General features: G+C 46.4%; 18 protein-coding genes. 7 read left to right on the top strand and 11 right to left on the bottom strand.

Going from position 1 to position 22,634, the window contains the following annotated elements:
- Positions 1 to 102: 102 nt before the first annotated feature.
- Positions 103 to 843, top strand: a complete 741-nt coding sequence (locus LHL20_RS05390; RefSeq protein WP_226432544.1) for a glutaredoxin — start codon at positions 103 to 105, stop codon at positions 841 to 843.
- Positions 844 to 851: 8 nt separating this feature from the next.
- Here the strand turns inward: LHL20_RS05390 and LHL20_RS05385 are convergent, their stop codons facing one another.
- From LHL20_RS05385 to LHL20_RS05360, 6 genes are all read right to left on the bottom strand, one after another.
- A complete protein-coding gene (locus tag LHL20_RS05385) occupies positions 852 to 1,829 on the bottom strand; it encodes a histone deacetylase family protein (protein WP_226432543.1) in 978 nt (325 codons plus the stop codon).
- Positions 1,826 to 3,667, bottom strand: coding sequence for a bifunctional acetyl-CoA hydrolase/transferase family protein/GNAT family N-acetyltransferase (locus LHL20_RS05380; RefSeq protein ID WP_202263160.1), 1,842 nt, complete (start codon positions 3,665 to 3,667; stop codon positions 1,826 to 1,828). Before LHL20_RS05380 ends, LHL20_RS05385 begins: the two co-directional genes overlap by 4 nt.
- A gap of 120 nt (positions 3,668 to 3,787) precedes the next feature.
- A complete protein-coding gene (locus LHL20_RS05375; RefSeq protein ID WP_202263159.1) occupies positions 3,788 to 4,297 on the bottom strand; it encodes an alpha/beta hydrolase family protein in 510 nt (169 codons plus the stop codon).
- 57 nt (positions 4,298 to 4,354) lie between these two features.
- Positions 4,355 to 7,456, bottom strand: coding sequence for an efflux RND transporter permease subunit (locus LHL20_RS05370; protein ID WP_226432542.1), 3,102 nt, complete (start codon positions 7,454 to 7,456; stop codon positions 4,355 to 4,357).
- Positions 7,457 to 7,477: 21 nt separating this feature from the next.
- Positions 7,478 to 8,620 (bottom strand): efflux RND transporter periplasmic adaptor subunit, encoded by a 1,143-nt coding sequence (locus LHL20_RS05365; RefSeq protein WP_226432541.1) that lies wholly within the window; start codon positions 8,618 to 8,620, stop codon positions 7,478 to 7,480.
- Between the two features lie 333 nt (positions 8,621 to 8,953).
- Positions 8,954 to 9,610, bottom strand: a complete 657-nt coding sequence (locus tag LHL20_RS05360; RefSeq protein WP_226432540.1) for a DNA-J related domain-containing protein — start codon at positions 9,608 to 9,610, stop codon at positions 8,954 to 8,956.
- Between the two features lie 210 nt (positions 9,611 to 9,820).
- Between LHL20_RS05360 and LHL20_RS05355 the strand changes: the two genes are divergently transcribed.
- Positions 9,821 to 10,537 carry a DUF1499 domain-containing protein gene (locus tag LHL20_RS05355; protein WP_226432539.1) on the top strand — a complete coding sequence of 239 codons (717 nt, stop codon included), beginning with the start codon at positions 9,821 to 9,823 and terminating at the stop codon, positions 10,535 to 10,537.
- A 91-nt stretch (positions 10,538 to 10,628) separates the two neighbouring features.
- On the opposite strand, the gene LHL20_RS05350 is transcribed toward LHL20_RS05355, so the two are convergent.
- Positions 10,629 to 11,231, bottom strand: coding sequence for a LysE/ArgO family amino acid transporter (locus LHL20_RS05350; protein ID WP_202263154.1), 603 nt, complete (start codon positions 11,229 to 11,231; stop codon positions 10,629 to 10,631).
- Between the two features lie 192 nt (positions 11,232 to 11,423).
- Here LHL20_RS05350 and LHL20_RS05345 point away from each other — a divergent pair, with 192 nt between their 5' ends.
- From LHL20_RS05345 to LHL20_RS05325, 5 genes are all read left to right on the top strand, one after another.
- A complete protein-coding gene (locus LHL20_RS05345; RefSeq protein WP_202263153.1) occupies positions 11,424 to 12,308 on the top strand; it encodes an ArgP/LysG family DNA-binding transcriptional regulator in 885 nt (294 codons plus the stop codon).
- A gap of 152 nt (positions 12,309 to 12,460) precedes the next feature.
- A complete protein-coding gene (locus LHL20_RS05340) occupies positions 12,461 to 15,331 on the top strand; it encodes a M14 family metallopeptidase (RefSeq protein WP_226432538.1) in 2,871 nt (956 codons plus the stop codon).
- A 194-nt stretch (positions 15,332 to 15,525) separates the two neighbouring features.
- Complete coding sequence (locus tag LHL20_RS05335) at positions 15,526 to 16,137, top strand: hypothetical protein (protein ID WP_226432537.1); 612 nt, start codon at positions 15,526 to 15,528, stop codon at positions 16,135 to 16,137.
- Positions 16,138 to 16,355: 218 nt separating this feature from the next.
- The gene (locus LHL20_RS05330; protein ID WP_226432536.1) at positions 16,356 to 16,823 is read left to right on the top strand and encodes a hypothetical protein; all 468 of its coding nucleotides are present in this window, start codon (positions 16,356 to 16,358) and stop codon (positions 16,821 to 16,823) included.
- 263 nt (positions 16,824 to 17,086) lie between these two features.
- Positions 17,087 to 17,848: a hypothetical protein gene (locus LHL20_RS05325; RefSeq protein WP_226432535.1), complete on the top strand. Its 762-nt coding sequence runs from the start codon at positions 17,087 to 17,089 to the stop codon at positions 17,846 to 17,848.
- Positions 17,849 to 17,862: 14 nt separating this feature from the next.
- Here the strand turns inward: LHL20_RS05325 and LHL20_RS05320 are convergent, their stop codons facing one another.
- Genes LHL20_RS05320 through LHL20_RS05305 form a run of 4 tightly spaced genes read right to left on the bottom strand, consistent with a single transcriptional unit; the run spans position 17,863 to position 22,630 of the window.
- Entirely contained in the window at positions 17,863 to 19,044 is a 1,182-nt protein-coding gene (locus LHL20_RS05320) for an NAD(P)/FAD-dependent oxidoreductase (RefSeq protein ID WP_226432534.1), read from the bottom strand.
- Between the two features lie 3 nt (positions 19,045 to 19,047).
- The gene (locus LHL20_RS05315; protein ID WP_226432533.1) at positions 19,048 to 20,079 is read right to left on the bottom strand and encodes an ABC transporter ATP-binding protein; all 1,032 of its coding nucleotides are present in this window, start codon (positions 20,077 to 20,079) and stop codon (positions 19,048 to 19,050) included.
- Positions 20,079 to 21,599 carry an ABC transporter permease gene (locus tag LHL20_RS05310; protein ID WP_226432532.1) on the bottom strand — a complete coding sequence of 507 codons (1,521 nt, stop codon included), beginning with the start codon at positions 21,597 to 21,599 and terminating at the stop codon, positions 20,079 to 20,081. Before LHL20_RS05310 ends, LHL20_RS05315 begins: the two co-directional genes overlap by 1 nt.
- Complete coding sequence (locus LHL20_RS05305; RefSeq protein ID WP_226432531.1) at positions 21,596 to 22,630, bottom strand: extracellular solute-binding protein; 1,035 nt, start codon at positions 22,628 to 22,630, stop codon at positions 21,596 to 21,598. Before LHL20_RS05305 ends, LHL20_RS05310 begins: the two co-directional genes overlap by 4 nt.
- Positions 22,631 to 22,634: the final 4 nt, after the last annotated feature.

Here is a 22,634-nt window from a genome sequence, read left to right as displayed (position 1 = left end):
ATTGTCCTGCATGTAGGTAGTTATAAGTAACTCTTGGTTCTGCTCTGCGTATTAATTGCACACTGGCGATTTCGTTGTGTGAAATATCTACAGGAGAAAACAGTGAGTAAAACAGCAATATTGTATCGCATGGTAACCCCAGACCACATTTGCCCGTTTGGGTTAAAGTCAAAAGACCTGCTAGAACGCAAAGGGTATACCGTTGACGACCATCATCTCTCGGACCGCGAGGAAACCGACCGCTTCAAAGCCAAGCACGATGTGAAGACAACGCCTCAGACCTTTATTAACGATAAGCGCATAGGTGGCTATGATGACTTACGCGATTATTTTAATTTAAAACAGGAGGATGAAATAGGCTCGCGCTATACGCCTATTATTGTGACATTCTCCCTGGCAGCACTGGTTGTGGCTGCATTAATGGTTAGAAGCGCGCTAAGCGTAACACTTGAAACAGCAGTCATGAGCTTTATTGGTGTAGCAATGGTATTGCTAGCGTTACAAAAACTGCAAGATGTCATCGCGTTTTCTAATCAGTTCATTACTTACGATCTTTTAGCAATGAAACACATTAGGTATGCCTATATTTACCCTTTTGCAGAGGCCTACGCAGGGCTTGGAATGCTAGCAGGGTTTCCCGCCTATGCCGTTTCGCCTATCTCAATTTTTATCGGTGCTATTGGCGCCGTGTCAGTTATTAAGGCGGTTTATATTGATAAGCGCGAACTCAAATGTGCCTGTGTTGGCGGAAACTCTGACCTCCCTCTTGGTTTCATCTCACTCACTGAGAATCTCGCAATGTTTGGCGCAGGCATATACATGCTAGGTCGTTGGTTTGGTTAACAAGGTTATTACTCAGTCGTTTTGGGCTGGCTCATTCCTTTTAAATGGGCCACTACACTTCGTCCCAGTGCACTTAAATTATACCCGCCTTCAAGCATACTGACGATCCTGCCTTTACAGCTTTTGTCCGCAACTTCACGTAATTGCTGACTTATCCAGAAATAATCATCTTCCACTAAACGAAGGTGGGCCATTGGGTCTTCTGCGTGAGCATCAAAGCCGGCGGATATCAAAATGAGTTCTGGCTGAAAGTTGTTAAGCGCATTAAACCAATGCCCTACCTTTTCTCTGAAAACCTCTCCCGTTGTACCTGCTTCTAGGGGTACGGCGAGAATATTACTTGCAGAAACGGGGGAGCCGCAGTGAGGATAAAAAGGATGTTGAAAGCTGCTTAACAGCATGATGCGCTGATCGCCTGCAACAATGTGCTCTGTCCCATTGCCGTGGTGCACATCAAAATCGACAATGGCTACGCGCTTTAGGTCATAGTTTTGCAGCGCATAGCGAGCCGCAATCACTATATTATTGAAAAAACAAAAGCCCATAGCACTATCGTAGGTGGCATGATGGCCTGGCGGGCGCGTAGCGCAAAAGGCTTGGCGATCTTCCCCCTCCATTACCCAATCCACCGCATTGCATCCCGCGCCTGCTGACTCCAACGCCGCGCTCAAACTGTGCCGCATCAAGCCGGTATCTTCATCAAGCCAGGCAACCGTTCGTTTATCACTTGAATACACGGTTTTCTCTTCGTCACTAAAGTTAGCTTGCGCAGCGCGCTCGAAAACGCTTTTAATGTAATAGGGATCGTGAGCAAGTTGCAGGTAAGGTTCAGCGATAGCCGATGCATCGGCATGCTCGCAAATCATGTCGAGACCGGAAGCCAATAACTGGTCATCAATGGCAAATAGTCTATCTGGGGATTCAGGATGCGTTTTGCCCAAATCGTGTTTCGTGCCATGCTTAGCGCGATAAATTCTTATTGTCATTCAAGTGATGCCACATCTAACACCAGCTCCACATCACTGGGATCACCGGTAAATTGTCGTTTAAAGTGTGCTTGCTCAAAAATTGCAATCATGGGTTTGTTGTCGCCACGTACGTAGGCCATCATTTTGTTTATACCGCGCTTTTTTGCCACCCCAATCAGTTCATTAAGTAACCGGCTGGCCATACCTTTACCTTGTTGAGTTTCGCGGGTTACAAATGCTGCCTCACAGGTATTGTCCGACGGGTTGTAGTAAAAGCGCCCAACGGCATGAATCGTAATTCTCGACCCTTCCTGCCTAACAATACACAATGCAGCATCGGTGCTTTGGTCTACTGACACCAAGTTACACGACTTTTCACGCGACATTTGTTTTGGGTCGTAGTTGTACCGCAGGCGCAGCGTTTCTTTTGTATGCGAGTAGAAGAACTCCTGTAACCGACGTTCATCAGCGGGGTTTAATGGGCGCATATAAAATGTTTCACCCTGAATATGTAACTTCTTAAGCTGAATAGCGCCTAATTCGGGAATGTCTGTGGGGTATTTCTCTTGGTAGTGCGGCACCCAATAGTGCTGTCGAACGTCTTCAAGTAATGCGGCACGAAACTTTGGATGTGCCACACGAATAAGTTCTAGTGCGCGCTCGCGAATACTTTTCCCTTTTAACGAGGCAATACCATATTCGGTTACCACATACTGTACGTTACCGCGAGAAGTTACCACTCCTGCCCCTTCACTAATACGCGGAGTAATACGGGAAACGCTTTCGCCTTTAGCAGTAGATGGCAGCGCAATAATAGCTTTGCCTCCTTTGCTAATTGACGCGCCTGTAACAAAATCGACCTGCCCGCCTATGCCACTATAAAAATCGTATCCCAGTGAATCTGCGACGACTTGACCAGTTAAGTCCACTTCAAGCGCGCTGTTTATTGCCACCATATTGTCGTTCTTGGCAATATTTGTTGGCTTATTTACATAGCTGCTAGGGTAAAACTCTATATGAGGGTTACTGTCAATTAAGTCATAAAGCTTGCGTGTGCCTATGGCAAAACTTGTCACTATTTTACCCGGGTGAAAAGTTTTCTTTTTATTGGTAATGGCACCCGATTCCAGTAGCTCAATAATACTGTCTGTGAGCATTTCACTGTGAATGCCTATATCTTTGTGGTTACACAGGTACTTCAGTGTTGCGCTTGGAATTTTACCTATACCAAACTGTAGCGTTGCGCCGTCATCCACCAGCATAGACACATATTGCCCTATACGTTCAGCTACCGAATCAATCGGAGGAGGACTGACTTCTACCAATGGCTCCTCGGCTTCAATACAGGCATCTATTTCACTGATATGAATATAAGAATGTCCCGCAGTACGCGGTATCTGGGGGTTGATTTGCGCAATCACTTTCTTACTCTGGCGAATCGCTGACATGGCAATATCAACAGCAGGTCCTAGAGAACAATAACCAAATTCGTCAGGTGGGCTCACGTTCACGAGGGCGGCATCTAGTGCCAAGGTGCCGTCACTGAACAAACTCGATATTTCTGAAAGAAACACTGGCGTGTAATCAGCTCGCCCTTCATCCACGGCTTTCCGCATGTTTTCACCGCCAATAAAGAACGTATTGGCCTTGAATAAATTCTTATATTCTTCTCTTACCCACCGAGTATCGCCAAGCGCTAGCATATGAACGAGTTCTATATCGCTAAAGCCGTCGCTATTATCGATAAGGTGCTGCACGAGCGCGTGAGGAACGGCGGCATTGCCGCCCACAAAAACCCGACAGCCAGATTTTATTAACGAAGGCCAATGGGGGGCTTGCGGTAAACTGATTGTCATATCCGTTGTGCCTTTGTCGTCGTCATTGTTTTATCATGCCACAAAAACGGCAAGCTGCGGGACTGTGACTTGCTCGATGACTATAAGCGATTAGTCGTAGAGAGCAGAGCTGTTACGGCCTTAATACGCGTGTAAAAGCTTAAACTTCTCTAGCCAGTTTCTAAAAAATGGGGATATCACAGATTTACTGTTAGCCAGTCGGTGGCCATCGTTCAACAACAATAACTGGGCTTTTTGATGACGTGCGTATTTTAAGCTGTTTTCTATCGGGATGATGTCATCGTTCCAGCCGTGAACAACACTTACATACCCATCGTATGGAAATCGCTGTACTTCATAGCCAGGCATATACAGCGCAGGGGCCATCAGAAAAACACCTCTAGCCGATATATGGCTAGCGGCAGCAAGCGATACATAACCACCCATACTAGAGCCGACTAAGATGACGTCGTTGCACTTTTCTTCAATGGTTTCTTTAAGACGCTTAAGGCGGGCTTCGGGGCAGTCGAGATCGCGATAATCAATACTCTCTACCGCAAAGCCCATGTCAGTTGCCACATTTGACAGTGTGGTAATTTTACTGCCCCATGGGCCACTTTCTTTGCCGTGAGAAAAAACAACGGTGGTCATCACCAATATCCCTGTTTGAAAAAATAAAAATGTTTTTTCTCACTGTAGCGCAACTTCTTATCGTTTGTCTTCTTTGTGGAACAATTTTTCAACGAAGACATAGAACATAGGCACAAAGAAAATAGCTAAGAATGTCGCAGCAAACATACCTCCCATTACCGCGATACCTATAGCATTTTGACTTGCCGCACCCGCACCACTTGCTAAAGCGAGTGGCGTAACGCCTAGAATAAAGGCCATGGATGTCATCAAAATAGGACGGAATCGCTGGGTAGCGGCATTGGCTACGGCGGTCATAAGGTCTTCACCATTCTCATATTGCTCTTTGGCAAATTCGACAATCAAGATAGCGTTCTTCGCCGCCAATCCAACTGTTGTCAGAAACGCCACCTGCAAGTAAACGTCATTAGGTAAGTTGAAAAGGTAGGCGGCAGTTACCGAGCCCAATATACCTAAAGGCACGACTAACATAACCGCAAATGGTACAGACCAGCTCTCGTAAAGTGCAGCTAGGCATAAGAACACAACAAGAATAGAAATGGCATAAAGCATAGGCGCCTGTGAACCCGCCTGTTGCTCTTCAAACGATAGTCCTGACCACTCAATAGCAAAGCCTGGAGGCAACTGAGAGACTAACTTTTGCATTTCAGCCATAGCTTCACCCGATGAAATGCTTTCGGCCGGACTGCCTTGAATATTCACTGATGATACGCCGTTGAAGCGTTCAAGCTTCGGTGAGCCATACACCCACTCCGTTGTGGCAAAGGTGCTAAAGGCTACCATTTCGCCGTCATTGTTGCGCACAAACCATTTTTCTAAGTCATCTGGCGTCATGCGATGTGGCGCGTCTGCCTGCATATAAACACGCTTAATACGGCCCTTATCAATAAAGTCGTTAACGTAACTTGAACCCCACGCTATTTGTAGCGCACTGTTAATTTCACTTAGGTTTAACCCTAGTGCCGACGCTTTTTCACTGTCGATGTTAATTTTAAATTGGGGTACATCGCTTAAACCGTTGGGGCGTACGCCAGCCAGCTTAGGGTTTTGAGCCGCCATGCCCAACAACTGGTTACGGGCATTCATCAACGCCTCATGACCATTGCCTGCACGGTCAACCAGCTGCATATCAAAGCCAGTTGCATTGCCTAGCTCCATGATTGGCGGAGGTACAATTGGAAAGGCTGAAGCATCCTGAATTTGACTAAATGCACCAAAGGCTCGCCCGACTACTGCAAATGCAGAATTACTTTCATCGCGTTCGTCCCAGTCGTTAAAGTTCAAAAACGCCATACCCGCATTTTGCGCTTGCCCAGCAAAGCTAAAGCCAACCACTGCAAACATACCGTTAACGGCTTCTTGCTCGTTATCCAAAATATAGTCTTCAACCTGTTTGACCGATTCAAGAGTACGCCCAGCTGTCGCGCCTGGCGGCGTGCTTACTAGCACCATCATACGGCCTTGGTCTTCATCAGGTAAAAAGGCACCGGGCAATTGATTAAAAATCACAACCATACCGCCCACAAGTAACCCGTATACCACAAAGTAACGCTTCAGGCGGCCAGCCATATGTGTTGTGGTGCGCTGATACGCATCTCGACCTTTGTTGAAATTGCGATTAAACCATCCAAAGAAACCTTTGTTTTTGTCGTGATCTTCTGGATGTTTCTTTAGCAGTGTTGCGCAAAGTGAAGGTGAAAGCACAATAGCAACCAATACCGAAAACCCCATTGCTGACACTATGGTGATAGAAAACTGTCGATAAATAGCCCCTGCCGAGCCGCTAAAAAATGCCATCGGAATAAACACAGTAGACAGCACAGCGGCAATACCGACTAATGCCCCGGTTATTTGGCTCATCGACTTTTTGGTCGCTTCAGCAGGCGATAACCCCTCTTCTTCCATGATGCGTTCGACGTTTTCAACCACCACAATCGCATCATCTACTAACAGGCCAATGGCAAGCACCATGGCAAACATGGTTAACACGTTAATACTAAAACCAAAGGCGAGCAGTACTGCGAATGTACCCAGCAGTACTACAGGAACAGCGATGGTAGGAATAAGTGTTGCGCGCCAATTCTGTAAGAACAGCAGCATAACTAAAAATACCAATACAACCGCTTCAACAAGCGTATGTACAACCGACTCTATCGACAGCTCAATAAAGGGGGAGCTATCTAGCGGATAGACAACTTTTACACTGTCGGGCAAGTTTGCTCGGAGCTCTTCCACCCGCGCTTTAACTGCCTCAATGGTGTCCAATGCATTTGCACCTGAGGCCAAACTAACTGCCATACCCGAAGCAGGGTTTCTGTCGTAGCGAACAATGACATCGTAACTTTCAGCACCAAGCTCTACACGCGCCACGTCGCGCACACGCACCTGCGAACCGTCAGTATTTACCCGCAATACAATGCTTTCAAAGTCGTCGACGGTCTGAAGCCTACTTTGCGCCTGAATGGTTGCGTTTATTTGCTGGTTTTCTATTGCCGGCATACCACCTAACTGACCCGCCGACACATCGGTGTTTTGCACTTGAACCGCAGCTTGTACGTCGTTAGGTGTCAGGTTATAGCTATACAATTTATCGGGGTCTAACCAAATACGCATTGAACGCTGAGCACCGAATACTCTTACGTTGCCAACGCCGTTCACACGGGAAATGGGATCCCTAAATTGTGATATCAGCATGTCGCTTAAATCGTATTGAGTCATAGTGTCATCTTCAGAATAAAAGCCAATTACCAGCGCAAACGCACTGTTTGACTTAGTTACCGTGACACCTTGCTGCTGAACTTGATTAGGTAACAGAGGTAATGCGCCTTGTACTTTATTTTGCGTTTGTACCTGCGCAATGTCCGGGTCTGTCCCAGGTTCAAAGGTCAAATTAATCGACATACTGCTGTTGGAGCTACTTGCTGAAAAGTAGCGCAGGTTGTCAATACCTGACAGGTTCTGCTCGATAACTTGTGTTACTGAATTTTCGACTGTCTCGGCGGATGCTCCTGGGTAGGTGGCGCTGATACTCACCGTTGGCGGTGCAACCTTAGGATATTGCTCAATAGGCAAAGTGGAGATGGCGAGCACGCCTGCCATCATGGTAATAATTGCCAGTACCCATGCAAACACGGGCCTGTCTATAAAAAAACGAGCCATAATACGTAATTCCTTGTTTGCTTAGCGAGAACCGCGTGATGAAGGTTGCCAATCTGAAGGATTCACTTTTGCCCCCGGTTTCACTTTCTGATAGCCGGTAACAATTACGCGTTCGCCCTCACTCACGCCGCCTTTTACCACGTATTTATCACGGTAAATTTTTCCGATATCTAGCGTGCGACCTTCCACTTCATTGTTTTGATTAACCACGTAAACCGACAGTGAACCGTCAGGCTGACGGGTTGTAGCGCGCTGCGGAACTAACAGCGCGTTTTCTCGCCCCGTAATCACATGCCCTTTTACAAACAAGCCTGGTAATAGCACATCATCTGGGTTTGGCATTTCTGCGCGCAGCGTCACAGAGCCGGTAGTTTCATCGACGGTAACTTCAGAAAACTTAACACTACCTGTTTGCCCGTAACGCTCACCAGTGGCTTCATCGACGGTAAGCTCAACGTCCATGGCACCTTGTTTACTCATTGCTTGACGTAACGTCAAAATAGCAGAGCCAGACTCCTGCATATCAATGAAAACAGGGTCGAGTTGCGTTATGGTTGCCAACTGTTGAGCTTGATTGGTGGTTACAAGCGTACCCTCGGTTACAAATGAACGACTAATACGCCCACTAATAGGCGCATATACCTTGGTGTAGCCCATATTAACCTTTGCGACATCAACCGCTGCTTCAGCAACACTAATAGCGGCTTGCGCTTGGTCTTTTTGTGCTATTACATCGTCATATTCTTGCTTACTCACCGCATTTTGTGCCACAAGGTCGTCATAGCGACGGGCCTTTGCCTCTAGTGTTTTCAAATTAGCTTGCGCACTTTTTAAGTCCGCTCTTGTGCTATTGAGCTGTGCTAAATAACGCGCCTCGTCAATCTGATAAAGCTGCTGACCCTTTTCAACATAGGCACCTTCTTCAAACAAGCGCTCTGTGATAACACCATCTACTTGCGGCCTAACTTGAGACTGTCGAGATGGACTTACTCGACCTGGCAATATCATCTCATGCACTACAGGTTGCTTTGTGAGTGTAACAACCGACACCGCAGGTGCAGACATGCCTTGCGGCGCCCCTTGCGCTTGCTCGCTTTCATTAGAACAAGCGGCTAAACCAAACAGCGCAACAAATGCTGCAGTGACATAAACTATGCGACTCATAGACTTTCTATTTCCCAATAACGAATGACAGCAGGAAGCATTGCCTCCTGCCTACCTAAGAATAATGTGCTTTTAGCTACGCGCTTCCAATGCCCTAACATGCGTTTTGTCGGTAAAACCCGATAACGAAATAGGTAATGATAAGATTGAGTAAACGCCGACTGTTTATACGCTTTACACCGTATATAGCTCATATTGTGCGCATATCTTTACACTAATGATAGTGAAGCTAGCCGAAGTTGCGTAACTTGTCGGTCAGTAACGGTTAACGGTAAAAATGGTGCTTAAAATATACGAATAAACAGGAGTACCTAATGCGCCCTTATCCTATTTTTACGTATAGTGCTGCCTGAGTATTTGAAATGCGCGAATAATGGATTGTGCTTCAGATTGACTCCCACCCTTGTCAGGATGAGCCTGTAACAATGCTTTCTTGTAATGCTTTTTTAGTGTGGATAATGGCATATCGCCGTTTTCAACAGAAGGCAACTGCAACAGCGTATGCGCCTCTTCTATATCCTGCGGTGAGAACACACAAGCACTACCTTTTGCCATACTCTGCCAAAAATCATCAAGCAAGCTTTCTACTTCATTGCGATTTGTTTGCTGAAAGTTATCCCAGTTAAGGTAATACTCAGCAAGTTTGTCTTTACCTTGAAGCTCACCTGCGCCATGCGATGCGTGTGATATCTCGTGCAGTTGTATATTAAGCGTATGTATATCTAGATTGCCTGTTCCCGTTTGCTGCCAATGCGCCTTTAAACGATAAAGCGCATGAAAGAGTACAAAGTGGGTTTTAAACAGCATGAGTGGGTCGCGCAGTGCGTCGTCGTCAAAAAAGTAGTAAGGGGGTTGTTTCAGACGGCTAATAAGTGAAAATTCACTGGTGCCAGCATCGAATGTTTCACGCATAGTAGAGAGTATATCTATTAACAGTTCGACATTGAGTTCATACCCCTTTATGGCTTCACTGTTGTTATTCAAAGACATTACTCCATGTTATTCGCGTTCAACTATTCAATGCGCTATGTTAAAGGTGCAATCAAACACTATCAATGTAGGATAGTAAGTTGAGATGGTAGCTCATGTTTATTGCCAAGGCGGCGATAGCGTTTTTTATCATGCAAAAGTAAACCAAAAGTCATTTTAGACTGTTAAAGTAGCACCTTTACTAACGACAACAATAAATTTGGAGTTCTCTTGAAAGCACTCATTGCCCTTGCCAGTATTCTTGGCTTCTTTATGGTCGTTTTGCCCGGCCCACTTTATCAATATGCAGGTGTTAGCCTTGGCACTGCTTTCACATCGTTACGTTTTGGTGTGTATGTAGGTGGCGCAGCGCTGATCCTTATTATCTTGCAAGTACTCATTAATCGTAAAAACGTTAATTGGGGCAGCACATTGGTGTACGCCATTCTCGCGCTTGTTGCGGTTGGCATGCCAGTAAGCATGATGAGTAAAGCAAGCGCAGTGCCGCCCATTCATGACATTACCACCGATGTAACCAATCCACCTGAGTTTGTGGCTATTGCACCACTTCGCGAGGGTGCACCAAACCCTGTGAGCTACGAGGGCGGAGAAGTCACTAAGCAGCAATTAGAGGCGTACCCAGAAATTAAAACCCAATTGCTCCCTCAGAAGCCCGAAGAAGTGTTTGCAGCAGCTGAAAAAGCCATTGAAGCTATGGGTTGGGAGCGGGTAACGCAAGGCGCGCTTCCTAATACACTAGAAGCGACTGATACAACGGCGTGGTTTGGCTTTAAAGACGACGTAGTTATTCGCTTAACCGCTAAAAACGACGACACCTTAGTCGATGTGCGCAGCAAATCTCGCGTCGGTAAAAGCGACTTGGGTAAAAACGCTGAACGCATTAACGCCTTTATGGCAGAGCTACGCAAGCAATTGGGCTATAACTAACGCCTAGTTCAAGAAACGCAAAAGCCCGCTTTACGCGGGCTTTTTTAAGCAAATGAGCTGTTTACTTAACGCAAGGCTAGCTAGGGCGTAATTACAAGCTGGCTAATTGCAGACTTACCATCCCCAATACCGCCGCATTCAGGCGATTGAACCAACGCCAGAAATTAGGACGCTGCATGTGATGCGCAAAACGAGCCGTAAGCGTACTCAAACCGACAAACCACACAACCGAGGCGCCAATGGCACCGCCCACGAACCACCACTTGTTTTCTTGCCACTGACTGGCCAAGTTGCCCATTAACAACAGCGTATCAAGGTAAAAATGCGGGTTGAGCCATGTTACAGCCAAAGCGATAAGAAAGGCTTTTTTAAACGATAATTGCTTTTTTGCCATCTCTAACACCAAGGCATCGTTTGCCATCGAAGACTTAATTTTGTTGTAGGCAATCCAAAGTAAAAAGGCGACACCTGCCCACTTGGTAATTGTCACTAGCGTCGGGTACTCCTGCAGCAACAACCCAAAGCCCATTGCACCTAGGCTTATTGAAATGGCATCGCTAAGAATAAACAACAATACAAATAGGGTTGTCCATTGTCGCTTCATCGATTGCTCTATTAGAAAGCTATTTTGCGCTCCTACCGCAATAATTAGGGTACCGCCCATTACAAAACCGCTTGTTGCCGCCGCCAACATAACCTACGCCTCACACACTCTATATTTACAATTTATGTTAGCCCGCTCTCTGAAATGCAAACGGCTAACACCACGCTTTTCTCTACAACTGACTTGATTTTATACAGCTTTTTAAACTAAATTAAATTAATGATATTTGTTTTTAATTAACAAAATTAATAGTTATAACGGTTTTTTCACAGAGGCTTGAATATGCTGGACTACGATGCATTGCGTTGCTTTCACGAGGTATTGCGTTATGGCGGTTTCGAAAAAGGTGCGCAAGCGCTAAGTCTTACTCAGTCTGCCGTTTCTCAAAAAATTAAGCGCTTAGAGCAGAGTGTTGGCGGGCCAGTATTAGTGCGCACCAAGCCACTACGCCCAACACCTCTGGGCAACGAGCTACTTGCTCACATTCAGAAAGTCAGTGTGTTGGAAGAAGCATTAAATATACAAAGTGGTTTAACCGCGAGCGCAGCGCCGCTTAGTGTCGCTGTGAACAATGATGTGTTGGCTACGTGGTTTTCGCAAGTTCTGGCGAAGTTTAGCGACACTCGGGCAAACCCCGTGCATATCGTTAATGCCGACCAAACACAAACCCGCGACATACTACAGCAAGGCCGTGTTATGGCGTGCATAAGCCAAACTGGAACACCTGTTACGGGCGGTCAATCACTTCGCTTGGGAACAATGAAGTATCAACTTTATGCTTCCCCCCGTTTTATTGAGCGTTACCTTTCAAAAGGCATTGACGCTGAAGCGGTAATGCAAACCCCTGGCTTATTGTACGACGAATACGATGTCACCCTACTGACCGACTATCAACGAGAATGCTTAAACATGGCGCCGTCGTTTACCACCTGCCATTGGTACCCGTCATCACACGGCTTTGTCAAAATGGCGCTAGATGGCGTGGTTTGGGCGCTACTTCCTACACTACAAGTGACCCAAGAAGTGAATGAAGGCAGCCTCGTTTCCCTCTTCCCAGACAAAGAATTAGGCGTACCACTTTTCTGGCACTGGATAACATTAGATTCTGCGGCTTTAGGCGACCTCACCAAAGCCGTAAAACACGTTGCCAAGCAACAACTGAAATAAGCCAACGATTGACCCTTGAAAAGATGATGCATGAGGTCGCTATTACGCAGTGCTTCATCGCAGACCAATTGACCGAGCAAAAAACACACTACACTATGTAGATTGTTGTAGTTAAAACGAAATCAAATTAAAAAAACAACAAGGAAACGCACATGCAATCTATGAAAAAGTGGTTTTTACTACTGCTGAGCGTCGCGGTTTTACCCGCCTACTCAGCAGTATTAATGAAACCTATCGACGACCCAGACTTAGCGTATTCTGGCGAACTCTTGTCGGGTAGCTACAATAGCCAAATTACCCATCCAGATACGTTACTTGGCTTTCCAATAGGTTCTAGAGTTGCCACACCAGAGCAAATCCATAACGCGGTGGTTACATGGGCATCGCAGTCAGATAAATTGCACGTTGTAGAATACGCACGCACACACGAAGGCCGCCCATTGCTTGCAGTCTTTATTTCAACACCAAGTCGTTTAGCATCGCTTGATGAGGTTCATGCTGATATTCAAAAGCTTGCCGACCCACTTTCAACCAATGAAACCCAGGCGAAGGCAATTATTGATAGACTCCCTGCCGTTGCGTGGATGGCCTATTCAATTCACGGCAATGAAACCTCTGGGGCAGACGCTGCGCTTACCGCTATTTATCACTTAATTGCCAGTGAAAGTGACGAAGTCGATGCGCTACTTGATGACATGATTGTTGTTATCGACCCTATGATGAACCCTGATGGCAGAGCGCGCTTTGCCAAGTCGCTAGAGCAATATCGCGGTACTGCACCCAATGTTGATGATCAGTCGTTATTGCACCGAGGTGACTGGCCTTACGGTAGAACAAATCATTACTTTTTTGACTTAAATCGCGACTTTTTCTATCTCACACAACCCGAAACGGTAGGACGCGTTGGCCTGATTAATCAGTGGCGACCACAGCTAATGATTGATGGCCATGAAATGGGTAGTCAAGATACCTATTTGATGGGTCCGCCACGCCAACCGTTAAACCACAACATCGACCCTAACTTACAAAAATGGGCACGTACCTTCGCAAAAGACCAGTCTTCAGCGTTTGATGAAAAGGGCTGGCGTTACTACACCGGAGAATGGTTTGAAAACTGGTACCCCGGTTACTCCAACTATGCCGAGTATCGCGGCACCATGCATATTTTGTATGAACAATCTCGCATGGCAGAAGATGGCGTTAGACGTCCAGAAGGCACGGTTCAAACGTATATCGAGTCAGTACACCACCAATTCGTATCGACTATCGCCAACCTTAAGACACTCGATAAACACAGCAAAGCGATGTATCAAGACTACTGGCAAGGCAGAAAGAATAATGTTGCCGCAAAGGGTAAGTTTGCTAACCGTACCTATGTGATCCTTGCAAACGATAATGTGGGTAGAACTAATAATTTGGTAGCCAAGCTACTCGCACAAGATATTCAAGTTTATGTTGCCGATAAAGCCATTAAGGTAAGTAAGGCCGTTACGCAACAAGGCACAACCGAAAAGGATTTTGTGATCCCTAAAGGCAGTATTGTCGTGCCTAACCGTCAACCCGAAGCGCCTTTAATTGCCGCTATATTAGAGTTTGACGCTGGAGTAAATGATGCTGTGCTACTTGAAGAGCGTCAACGCACGCTGCGTGATGGTTCATCGCTAATGTACGACACAACAGCATGGAACCTAACTATGATGTACGGCTTAGAAAGCGTTACCGTACCAGAGCACTTAACGCGAAATCTAACACCATACTCTACGTCAACACCACAAAGTCAGTTAAACGACAACGCTATTGCATGGTTGGTCGATGGTGCAGACGACCGCTCTGTCGCCTTCGCAGCGCGACTGATGGAGCGTGGCGTTTATGTGCGATTTGTTGATGAAGTGTCAGAGTATGAAGGAAGACGATTTAATAGAGGCTCTATTGCCGTTACTGTCACCGACAACCCAAAGGTTGATGATTTAGCCGGCGCTATCGCGCAAACCGCTGCCGAGTTAAATATCGCCGTTTATTCAACGGGTACCGGATTTGGTGAAGGCGATTTACCTGAATGGGGCGGTGAGCATTTCGCGCTACTTACAAGACCACAAGTCGCTCTTTTGAGTCATGGAAACGTGTCAAGCTACGACGTGGGTGCTACGTGGCACAGCATTGATTCTCACTTGGGTATTCGCCATAGCCAACTTGATATTAATGCGCTAAACCGCACCGACTTGCGACGTTACAATGTACTTGTGCTACCTACCAGCTACGGGCCTCTAGATAAAAAGGCACAAGCTACGCTCAAGGACTGGGTGAATGATGGCGGTACTTTAATTGCCCACGGCCGAAGTGCCGCTGCCTTGGCCGGTAAAGACGGTATAGCAAAGGTTAAAACGCTTGAAAACAGTTTCGATAAAGCCTTTGACTACGATGTATCTTTAATGCGCGAAATGATGGCCCTTGATAATGAGGTGGCCACCAAAGCAACCATGTCACATACATTGGATACCGAATTTAGCTTCCCATGGGATAACGCCCCTAAGCCGTTAAGTGAAGACGCGCTTAAACGCAGAGACAAATGGTTGAAAATCTTTATGCCAAGCGGTGCTTTTGTCGCTGGCCGCACAGATCAAAAGCATTGGTTAACGGCAGGTACGCCTGACGTGTTACCGCTGCTATATAGTAGCCAGCCTTTGCTTATGTCAGGCGATGACAGCCAAGCTATAGTGCGCGCAGGAGTATACACAGATGCGCCAAAGACAAAAGAAGACGATAAGAAAACCGCCTCGCATTGGTTCAGCTTGCCAGAAGGCAAGACGCTTAACGTGAGAATGAGTGGTTTGCTGTGGCCTGAAGCACAACAGCGCGTGGCCAACACAGCGTATCTCACCCGTGAACAACACGGAAAAGGGCAGATCATTCTGTTTTCAGGTCAGCCTAATTTTAGAGGTGCTGCCCATGGCACTAACCGATTGCTGCTTAATGCCATTGTGTACGGGCCAGGCCTAGGCAGTCGAGCACGTATCTCGCTTTAGCACTTTATCAGGTAGTGGCGTTTCACGCGCCACTACACACCTAAAAATCTCCTTAAATACCTTCTGCAACCAGTGTTTTTTGTGCTTTGCTTTGGTTACGCACCCTTCTTTTACTCTACAAAGCTTCATTCACCCTATATTCACTTTCCGTCTATTAACCTTTGCGCTGTTCTCAACCTAATACGGACATTGTTATGAAAAAGTTATTTATTCTTCCAGCGCTACTTAGCGTTCCTTTGTGCTTTAGCGCTAGCACGTTTGGCCAAACCACGCCGCTTTCCTACGATTACGTGCAACTTGGTGCTGTGCAAACCGATTTTGCTGACATTCCTGAATTTGATGCTAAAGGATTTCAGCTAAAGGCAAGCAAAGAGTTGGGCTACAACTTTTTTGCAGAAGCTATGTATTTTGACGCTAGTGACGAAGCGAGTAACGCAGAGTTTGATTTCGATTTTGATGTAGAGAAGTGGGAGGTCTCTGTAGGCTATATCCACCGCTTTTCTGCCGCTACAGCTCTTGATGCACAAGTTGGTTATGGTGATATTGAACTGGGCTTAAGCAATGGACAGGAGTCTGCATCAACAGGTACGAATTACTATATGTTAGAAACCAATATTCGCCATATGGTAATGAAAAACTGGGAGCTTTTTGCCGGCCTTGAATGGCAATTCTGGGACGAAGGAAGCGACCAAAAGGCATATAACCTTGGTACACAGTATTTATGGAGCAACCTTGCAGTTGGTGCACAATATACCAAATATTCAGATTCAGAAGTATTCGGCATTTATGCCCGCTATCAGTTTTAAGAGCCTTTTTACACAAAAGGGGGCTCGCCCTCTTTTGTGCTCTTTATCAACTATCTAAGGAAAATAGCTGGCAAATTGAAGAGGCAGTTCAACCAAGCACTTTGCACTATGGTTTAACATTGATGACTGAAAGGTAAGCATAGTCGAATATTTTCACCTACGATTATAAGAGTCATAACAAAACTGAACACGCGCAACATTAACAGTGTTAACTCGCTATGCTTAAAAGTGTAATTATTTTTGCGACCTTTAGTCTTCTACTTGGATACCATGCACATTCTAAGGCAACGCCCCATGATTGGCATGATTCACCACACCATTTTTCAGTGTTACTGGCATCGACGGATGTAGATGAAGCTGGCAGCGCATTTACGGTTGGTTTTGACTATGAATACCGCGTGAGTGATTTCTTAGGACTTGGCGTAGTGGCGGAATATGCGTTTGAAGATATTGACGCCTATACGTATCTACTTGTTGCCGATTTACACATTACTAATAGCTTTATCGCCCAAATAGGTCCAGGTATAGAGTTTCACGGCGGCGACAAAATAGAAGTGGCACGTTTAGGCTTACTCTACGAGTTTGAAATATCTGGTCTCACCCTTTCACCACAGCTTCATTACGATTACCACAAAGACCATGCCGACGCGATTGTGGCAGGCGTCGCCATTGGCTTTGCTTTTTAATGGGCTTTTTTAATAATCGCAAAAAATTCGCCACTGTATTTAACCAGTAACTAGCTGTTTAACAACACATGTCCTTGTTTTCGTTTAATGAAAGCGTAGCGCGATACCCAAAGACTGCCACTTTTTACACGCGTATTAGTATGCTTCCCGCGCTTTAGATGAACTAACGATAAAAAAGCAACGCAACAAAAGAGCACTTGTATGTTGAGCAAAGTAACAGGCACTGATATTGTTTTGAGATACGTTTTAACAAGGAAGTATTAATGAAGTATGTACTATTTGCGCTTTTGGCTATCGGTATTTTCACTGCAGGCTTTTTTGCGGGTGAATACAAGGCGTCTTTTACAATAGAGGACACCGCATTAAATAAAAGATCTGCGCAAAATGACGCGCACAACGACATCGCTAGCGACATGTCAAAAGACACTAACATTGCAGACTCTCACCACTGTGATGATGTCATGCCTTCCTCAAATCATGCTCAACATCAACGCAACGAGCAGGATGCGTCGATTTCGAATATTGCGGTAGAAATTGCTTCACCAGAAATCTCACTAGATGGTGTAGCGAGCAACGAAGTGAAATACCCGTTGGCGCAACAAGAACTAGTGCAGTGGGCCAAGCGCCATAAAGCCGAGCTAAAACGCGCAATGACTGAGCATATGGGAGAACAAAGCGCAGAAATGATGTTCGAACAAATTTTAAAGAATAATGACTTTTTAAATGATCCTATAGCCGAGCATTCTATTGAAGAGGATTTGGGAACACGCCAAGACATAGAGCAAGCAATTGAAGACTATTTGATAGTGAATAGCAGTGATCCAGAAATGACTATTCTTGACGTTATTTGTATGCAGGGACGTTGTGAAATAACCCTTGCTGCGCAAGACCAAATTGCACTTGTTAGATTGCATATGTCACTTACCAATAACGGCGTTCCTGGTGTAAGTGGTACAAGCGCACCAACCATTTTCATGATGCCAGAAGGTGGCGTATGGGCGTATATGCTGGTGCAGTATTATTAGACTATATGGCAGGTTTACACCACCTGCCCTGCAGCCCAACCACTGCTCCATGCCCACTGGAAGTTAAAGCCTCCAAGCCAGCCTGTAACATCAACAACTTCACCAATGAAATAAAGGCCGTCTACGTTCTTCGCCATCATGGTTTTTGATGACAATTCATTGGTATCAACCCCGCCAATGGTTACCTCTGCGGTGCGATAGCCTTCTGTGCCGTTAGGTTTTATTTGCCAATTTTCAAGTGTATTTGCTATGGCGTCACACTCACCGTGAGTGAGTTGCTTAACAGGCACGTTGCGCCATTCGTTGTATTCAATAAAGCTCTGTACCATTCGCTTTGGAAACACTTTACTTAAACACGTGGCAAGCAGTGCATCGGGTGTTGTTTCCCGCGCGGTATTAATCAACGCGTGAGTGTCCTCATTGGGTAGAGTATTTATACTTAATGTATCGCCCGCTTCCCAATAGCTAGAAATTTGAAGCATTGCTGGGCCGCTTAGGCCCCGATGAGTAAATAACATAGCCTCTTTGAACGTGGTATCGTTGCAACTTGCGTACACATCGACCGCTATACCACTTAGCTCAGCCAATGTATCTTTGTCTTTATCGTGCAAGGTAAAGGGCACTAGCGCAGCGCGTGTAGGCAGCACATTCAAACCAAATTGCTCGGCAATTTTATAACCAAATGGCGTTGCCCCGAGTTTGGGCATGCTCAAACCACCCGTGGCAATAACTAATGATTCACACTGATAATCGCCGTTTGACGTAAAAAGTAAGTACCCACTTTCACTTTTTTCAACCGACAATATTTCGCAACGAGTGGTAATTGTCACCTCTGCCTTACTGCATTCATTCAGTAATAAATCAACAATGTCTTTAGCGCTATCGTCGCAAAATAATTGGCCCAGCGTTTTTTCATGATAGGCGATCCCGTGCTCGGCAACGAGACCGATAAAATCCCACTGGGTATAGCGGCTAAGGGCTGACTTACAAAAATGGGGGTTTTGCGACAGAAAGTTTTCAGGGCTTGCGTACATATTGGTGAAGTTACAGCGCCCCCCGCCAGACATCAGAATTTTTCGCCCCACCTTCTTGGCATGATCGAGCACTTCAACGCTGCGGCCGCGAGCCCCTGCTTGAGCGGCACAAAAAAGCCCTGCAGCCCCTGCACCAATAATTATAACGTCGCGTTTTATCACAATTTAGTCTCGAGGAAATACAGCCAGTGGGTGTGTAGTAATAAGTGCCATGTGCGCACGAGTACCGGGCTTAATCGCATTTTCGTGGCTAACTCGAACCTTAAGCTGACTACCATTATCTAGCGTTACCGCATATAAACGGCTTTCGCCTTCATAGCGCACCCAATCAACAATTCCGTTCGGTTGTGGGTGTGTTGCACTTAAGCTTAGATCATCAGGGCGTACCAACAAGTCAACATTGCCATTTGCACCTTGAAGCGGTGTCCCGGGAACATTGCCGATATCGGTAATAACCACATTGTCGGGATTATTTGCGCTGTTATCGAAAGTGGCCTTTAGAAAACTGGCTTCCCCCATAAAGCGTGCAACAAAACGACTGGCAGGCATGGAATAGCAGGCTTCAGGTGTATCAAGTTGCTCCAGTACCCCTTTATTCAAAATACCCACGCGGTCGCCAACGCTCAGCGCTTCGTCCTGATCGTGGGTGACCCAAATAGCGGGGACACCGGCTTTTTTAAGCGCATCGCGAATTTCCCAACGCAGACTGTCTTTAAGCGCTGCATCTAGGTTAGAAAGAGGTTCGTCTAATAATACAAAAGCGGGTTCATGCGCCAGCGTTCGCGCCAATGCAACCCGTTGTTTTTGACCGCCAGAAAGACGAGCAGGCTTGGCATCGCGAAAAGCGTCTAATCCAAGTAGGTTCAGCCAGTGGTCGGCCAATGCTGTGTCTTTTAAACGAAAGCAGACGTTTTGTTGAACCGTTAAGTGTGGAAACAGTGCAAAGTCTTGAAACACCATTCCCACATTACGTTTTTCTGGTGGTACGTGTTTGTTTGCCGTACTTTCCCAATTCCCAAGGCGCATGCTGCCCTCTGAAATAGGAATAAGCCCTGCTAATGCTTGAAGAATGGTAGTTTTGCCACATCCTGTCGGTCCCACTAGCATCAGAATTTCGTCTTGCCCAAGTTCTACATTTAACTTGTCGACTACGCGGGTAGACCCATAATTCACTGACAAATTACTTACACTTAGCATTACGAACGTTCTTCCTCAGTAACGGTAAATTGCGCTTTGCGCTCGCCTGATAGCATAAGGACAAGCCCTACACCTGACAGCAACACAAGCAATAACCCAGGTACGGCAGCACGGCCAAAATAGCCGGCTTCATAAACACGCCACATGTAGGTGGCCAGCGTTTCAAAACCCGTTGGTCCAAGCATCAGTGTGGCGGGTAGCTCGCGCATGGCTTCTAAAAATACCAATGCCGCACCTGCAATCATACCACGAAGCGTGAGAGGAAGCGTAATACGCATAAACGCCTCGCGGGGGCTTGCACCTAACACGCGCGCCGCTTTGACTAAACCCGAGTCGATATTTTCAGATGTGGTTCTGACACTGCCCACCGCAAGAGGGATAAAACGCAGTACATAAGCCATTACTAGCAAACTCAAGGTTTGGTATAGCGCGGGCAATTGAAGGCCAACGTACACAAGAGCCGTGCCCATCACGATACCTGGAACACCAAAACCGAAGTAGGTAATACGCTCCATAAAGCGTCCAGCTTTGCCTGCAATCGCGGCATTGGCAACAGGTATTGCTAATAGCACTGCCACAAGCGCAGCAATAAATGAAGCATGCGCAGAATTCCACGCATAACTAAGCTCAAAGCCCCCTGTCCCCTCGCGCACTAGCCATAAAATGAACACGGCAAGTGGCAAGACAATGGCCATGAAAACCACGGGAAAAGCTGCAAGTAGCATTGTGCTGTATTGCCAGCGGGCTGGAAATAGCATCAAATGCTTACCGGGGCGTTCTTTTGCGCCACCAATACGGCTTTCAACAAATAAAATAAGACCCACGATCACCATTAACTGAAGACTGAGCATGGCAGCTTGGCTAAGACCAAATGCGTTGTACTCAACAAAGATAACTCGGGTAAAAGTATCTAAGCCCATAATGGCTGGCGTACCAAAATCTGAAAGTGCATACAATGCTGCAAGTAGTGCCCCAGCGGCCACACTATTAACTACGCGCGGCAGTACCACGCGCCATAGGCTCGCAGCTAGCGACAATCCCAATGTGCGCGCGGCGTTCACTAAACTAGCATCAAGACTCAGTAAGCTTGCACGTGTCGTCATCATTACGAAGGGGTAGGTGTATAAACTCATCACCAAGGCAGAGCCCCACAATCCACTGATAGGGGGTGTGGTTATACCCAAAACATTTTCTATTTCACCGCCGCGCCCGAAAGAGAAATACATCGCAAATGCACCAATATAACTTGGTAAGGCGAGTGGCGCTGCCAGCAAAATTAGCCAAAACCGTTTAAATGGCATGTGGACGTAAGCGGTAAAAAACGCGAGAGGCACGCCAATTAACACAGCCCCAATAATGGTTAATACAACTAAAGAAAGGGTATTGCCCAATACGCGTAAATTGTGAGTATCGAACAGTTGCGCGCTATCTTGGGCAAGAGAAAACAAAACGCCGACGGGCAGTAAAGCCATCAGCGCTATTAATAATGCCAGTGGATACGACTTTGGCCAATTTGTCACAGTACGCCTACTTCCCTCATCATATTAAGAGTAGGTCGTAAGTCGGCCAGTTTGCGTAAGTCCATATCAGGTGGCGACAGCGTACTTAAACTTGCTAATCCTTGTGGCTGCTCAACGCCTTGTACGAGTGGAATTTCATAGGCTTCGCGCGCTAAGTAAGACTGTACTTCCTGGCTTAACAGGTAACGAATAAAGTTAACTGGCAAACTGCCTTCACTTAACGCCACAATACCCGACGCATTCACTAAACAACCTGCGTCATTGTTGGTATAGGCCAACGCCACATTGGCGTCAGGCTTACCCGACTTCAGTCGCAATGTGTAATAGTGGTTAGCAAAGCCAACATCAACTTCACCCCGTTCAACCCCCATGACTACGCCTAACTCGCCCGCATACTTTTTGGCGTTGCGATTAATGCCTTTTAGCCATGTTTTGGTGGCTTTTTCACCCTCTAAGATACGCATAGCGGTAACAAACGACTGAAATGAAGAATAGGCTGGCGCCCAACCAATCTTTAAGTCGCTATCGGCTAATGCCATTACGCTATCGGGTATTTGCTCGGGTGAAACACGTTGCGTATTGTATGGCAAGGTGCGCACGCGCCCGGTAACCGGCGACCAGCTTGGATACTGAAATCCGTCTTTAAGCTGTGCAGTAATATCGTTTGGCAGCGGTTTTGCTGCACCAGCGTCAGTCACTACGCCAATAGAACCAGTATCTACAGCCCAAAACAAGTCAGCGCGTTTCACACCCGCTTTTGTCTCAGCCACAATGGTATTGGCTAATGCGGCTGACCCACCACGGCGTACTTTTAGGTTTAGCTTTGGGTTGCGCTTTTCAATTGCTTTAAGAACATTCTCATAAAGACCACCTTCACCGCGGCCTAGGTATAAGGTTAAATCGCCTTCTAACTTGGGAAGCGACTCAACCGACACGCTGGAAGTTTGAGTAAGTGCTTGAACCGTGCCCAGCGGCAAACTGCCCAATGCACCTGCTGCAACTAAGCCTTGTAAGAATGTTCTTCTTTGCATAAAA

It is taken from the genome of Alteromonas sp. McT4-15, assembly GCF_020515205.1.
GTDB lineage: Bacteria > Pseudomonadota > Gammaproteobacteria > Enterobacterales > Alteromonadaceae > Alteromonas.
Note: the sequence above shows the minus strand (reverse complement) of the source record. Positions and strands in the feature narration are given on the sequence as shown.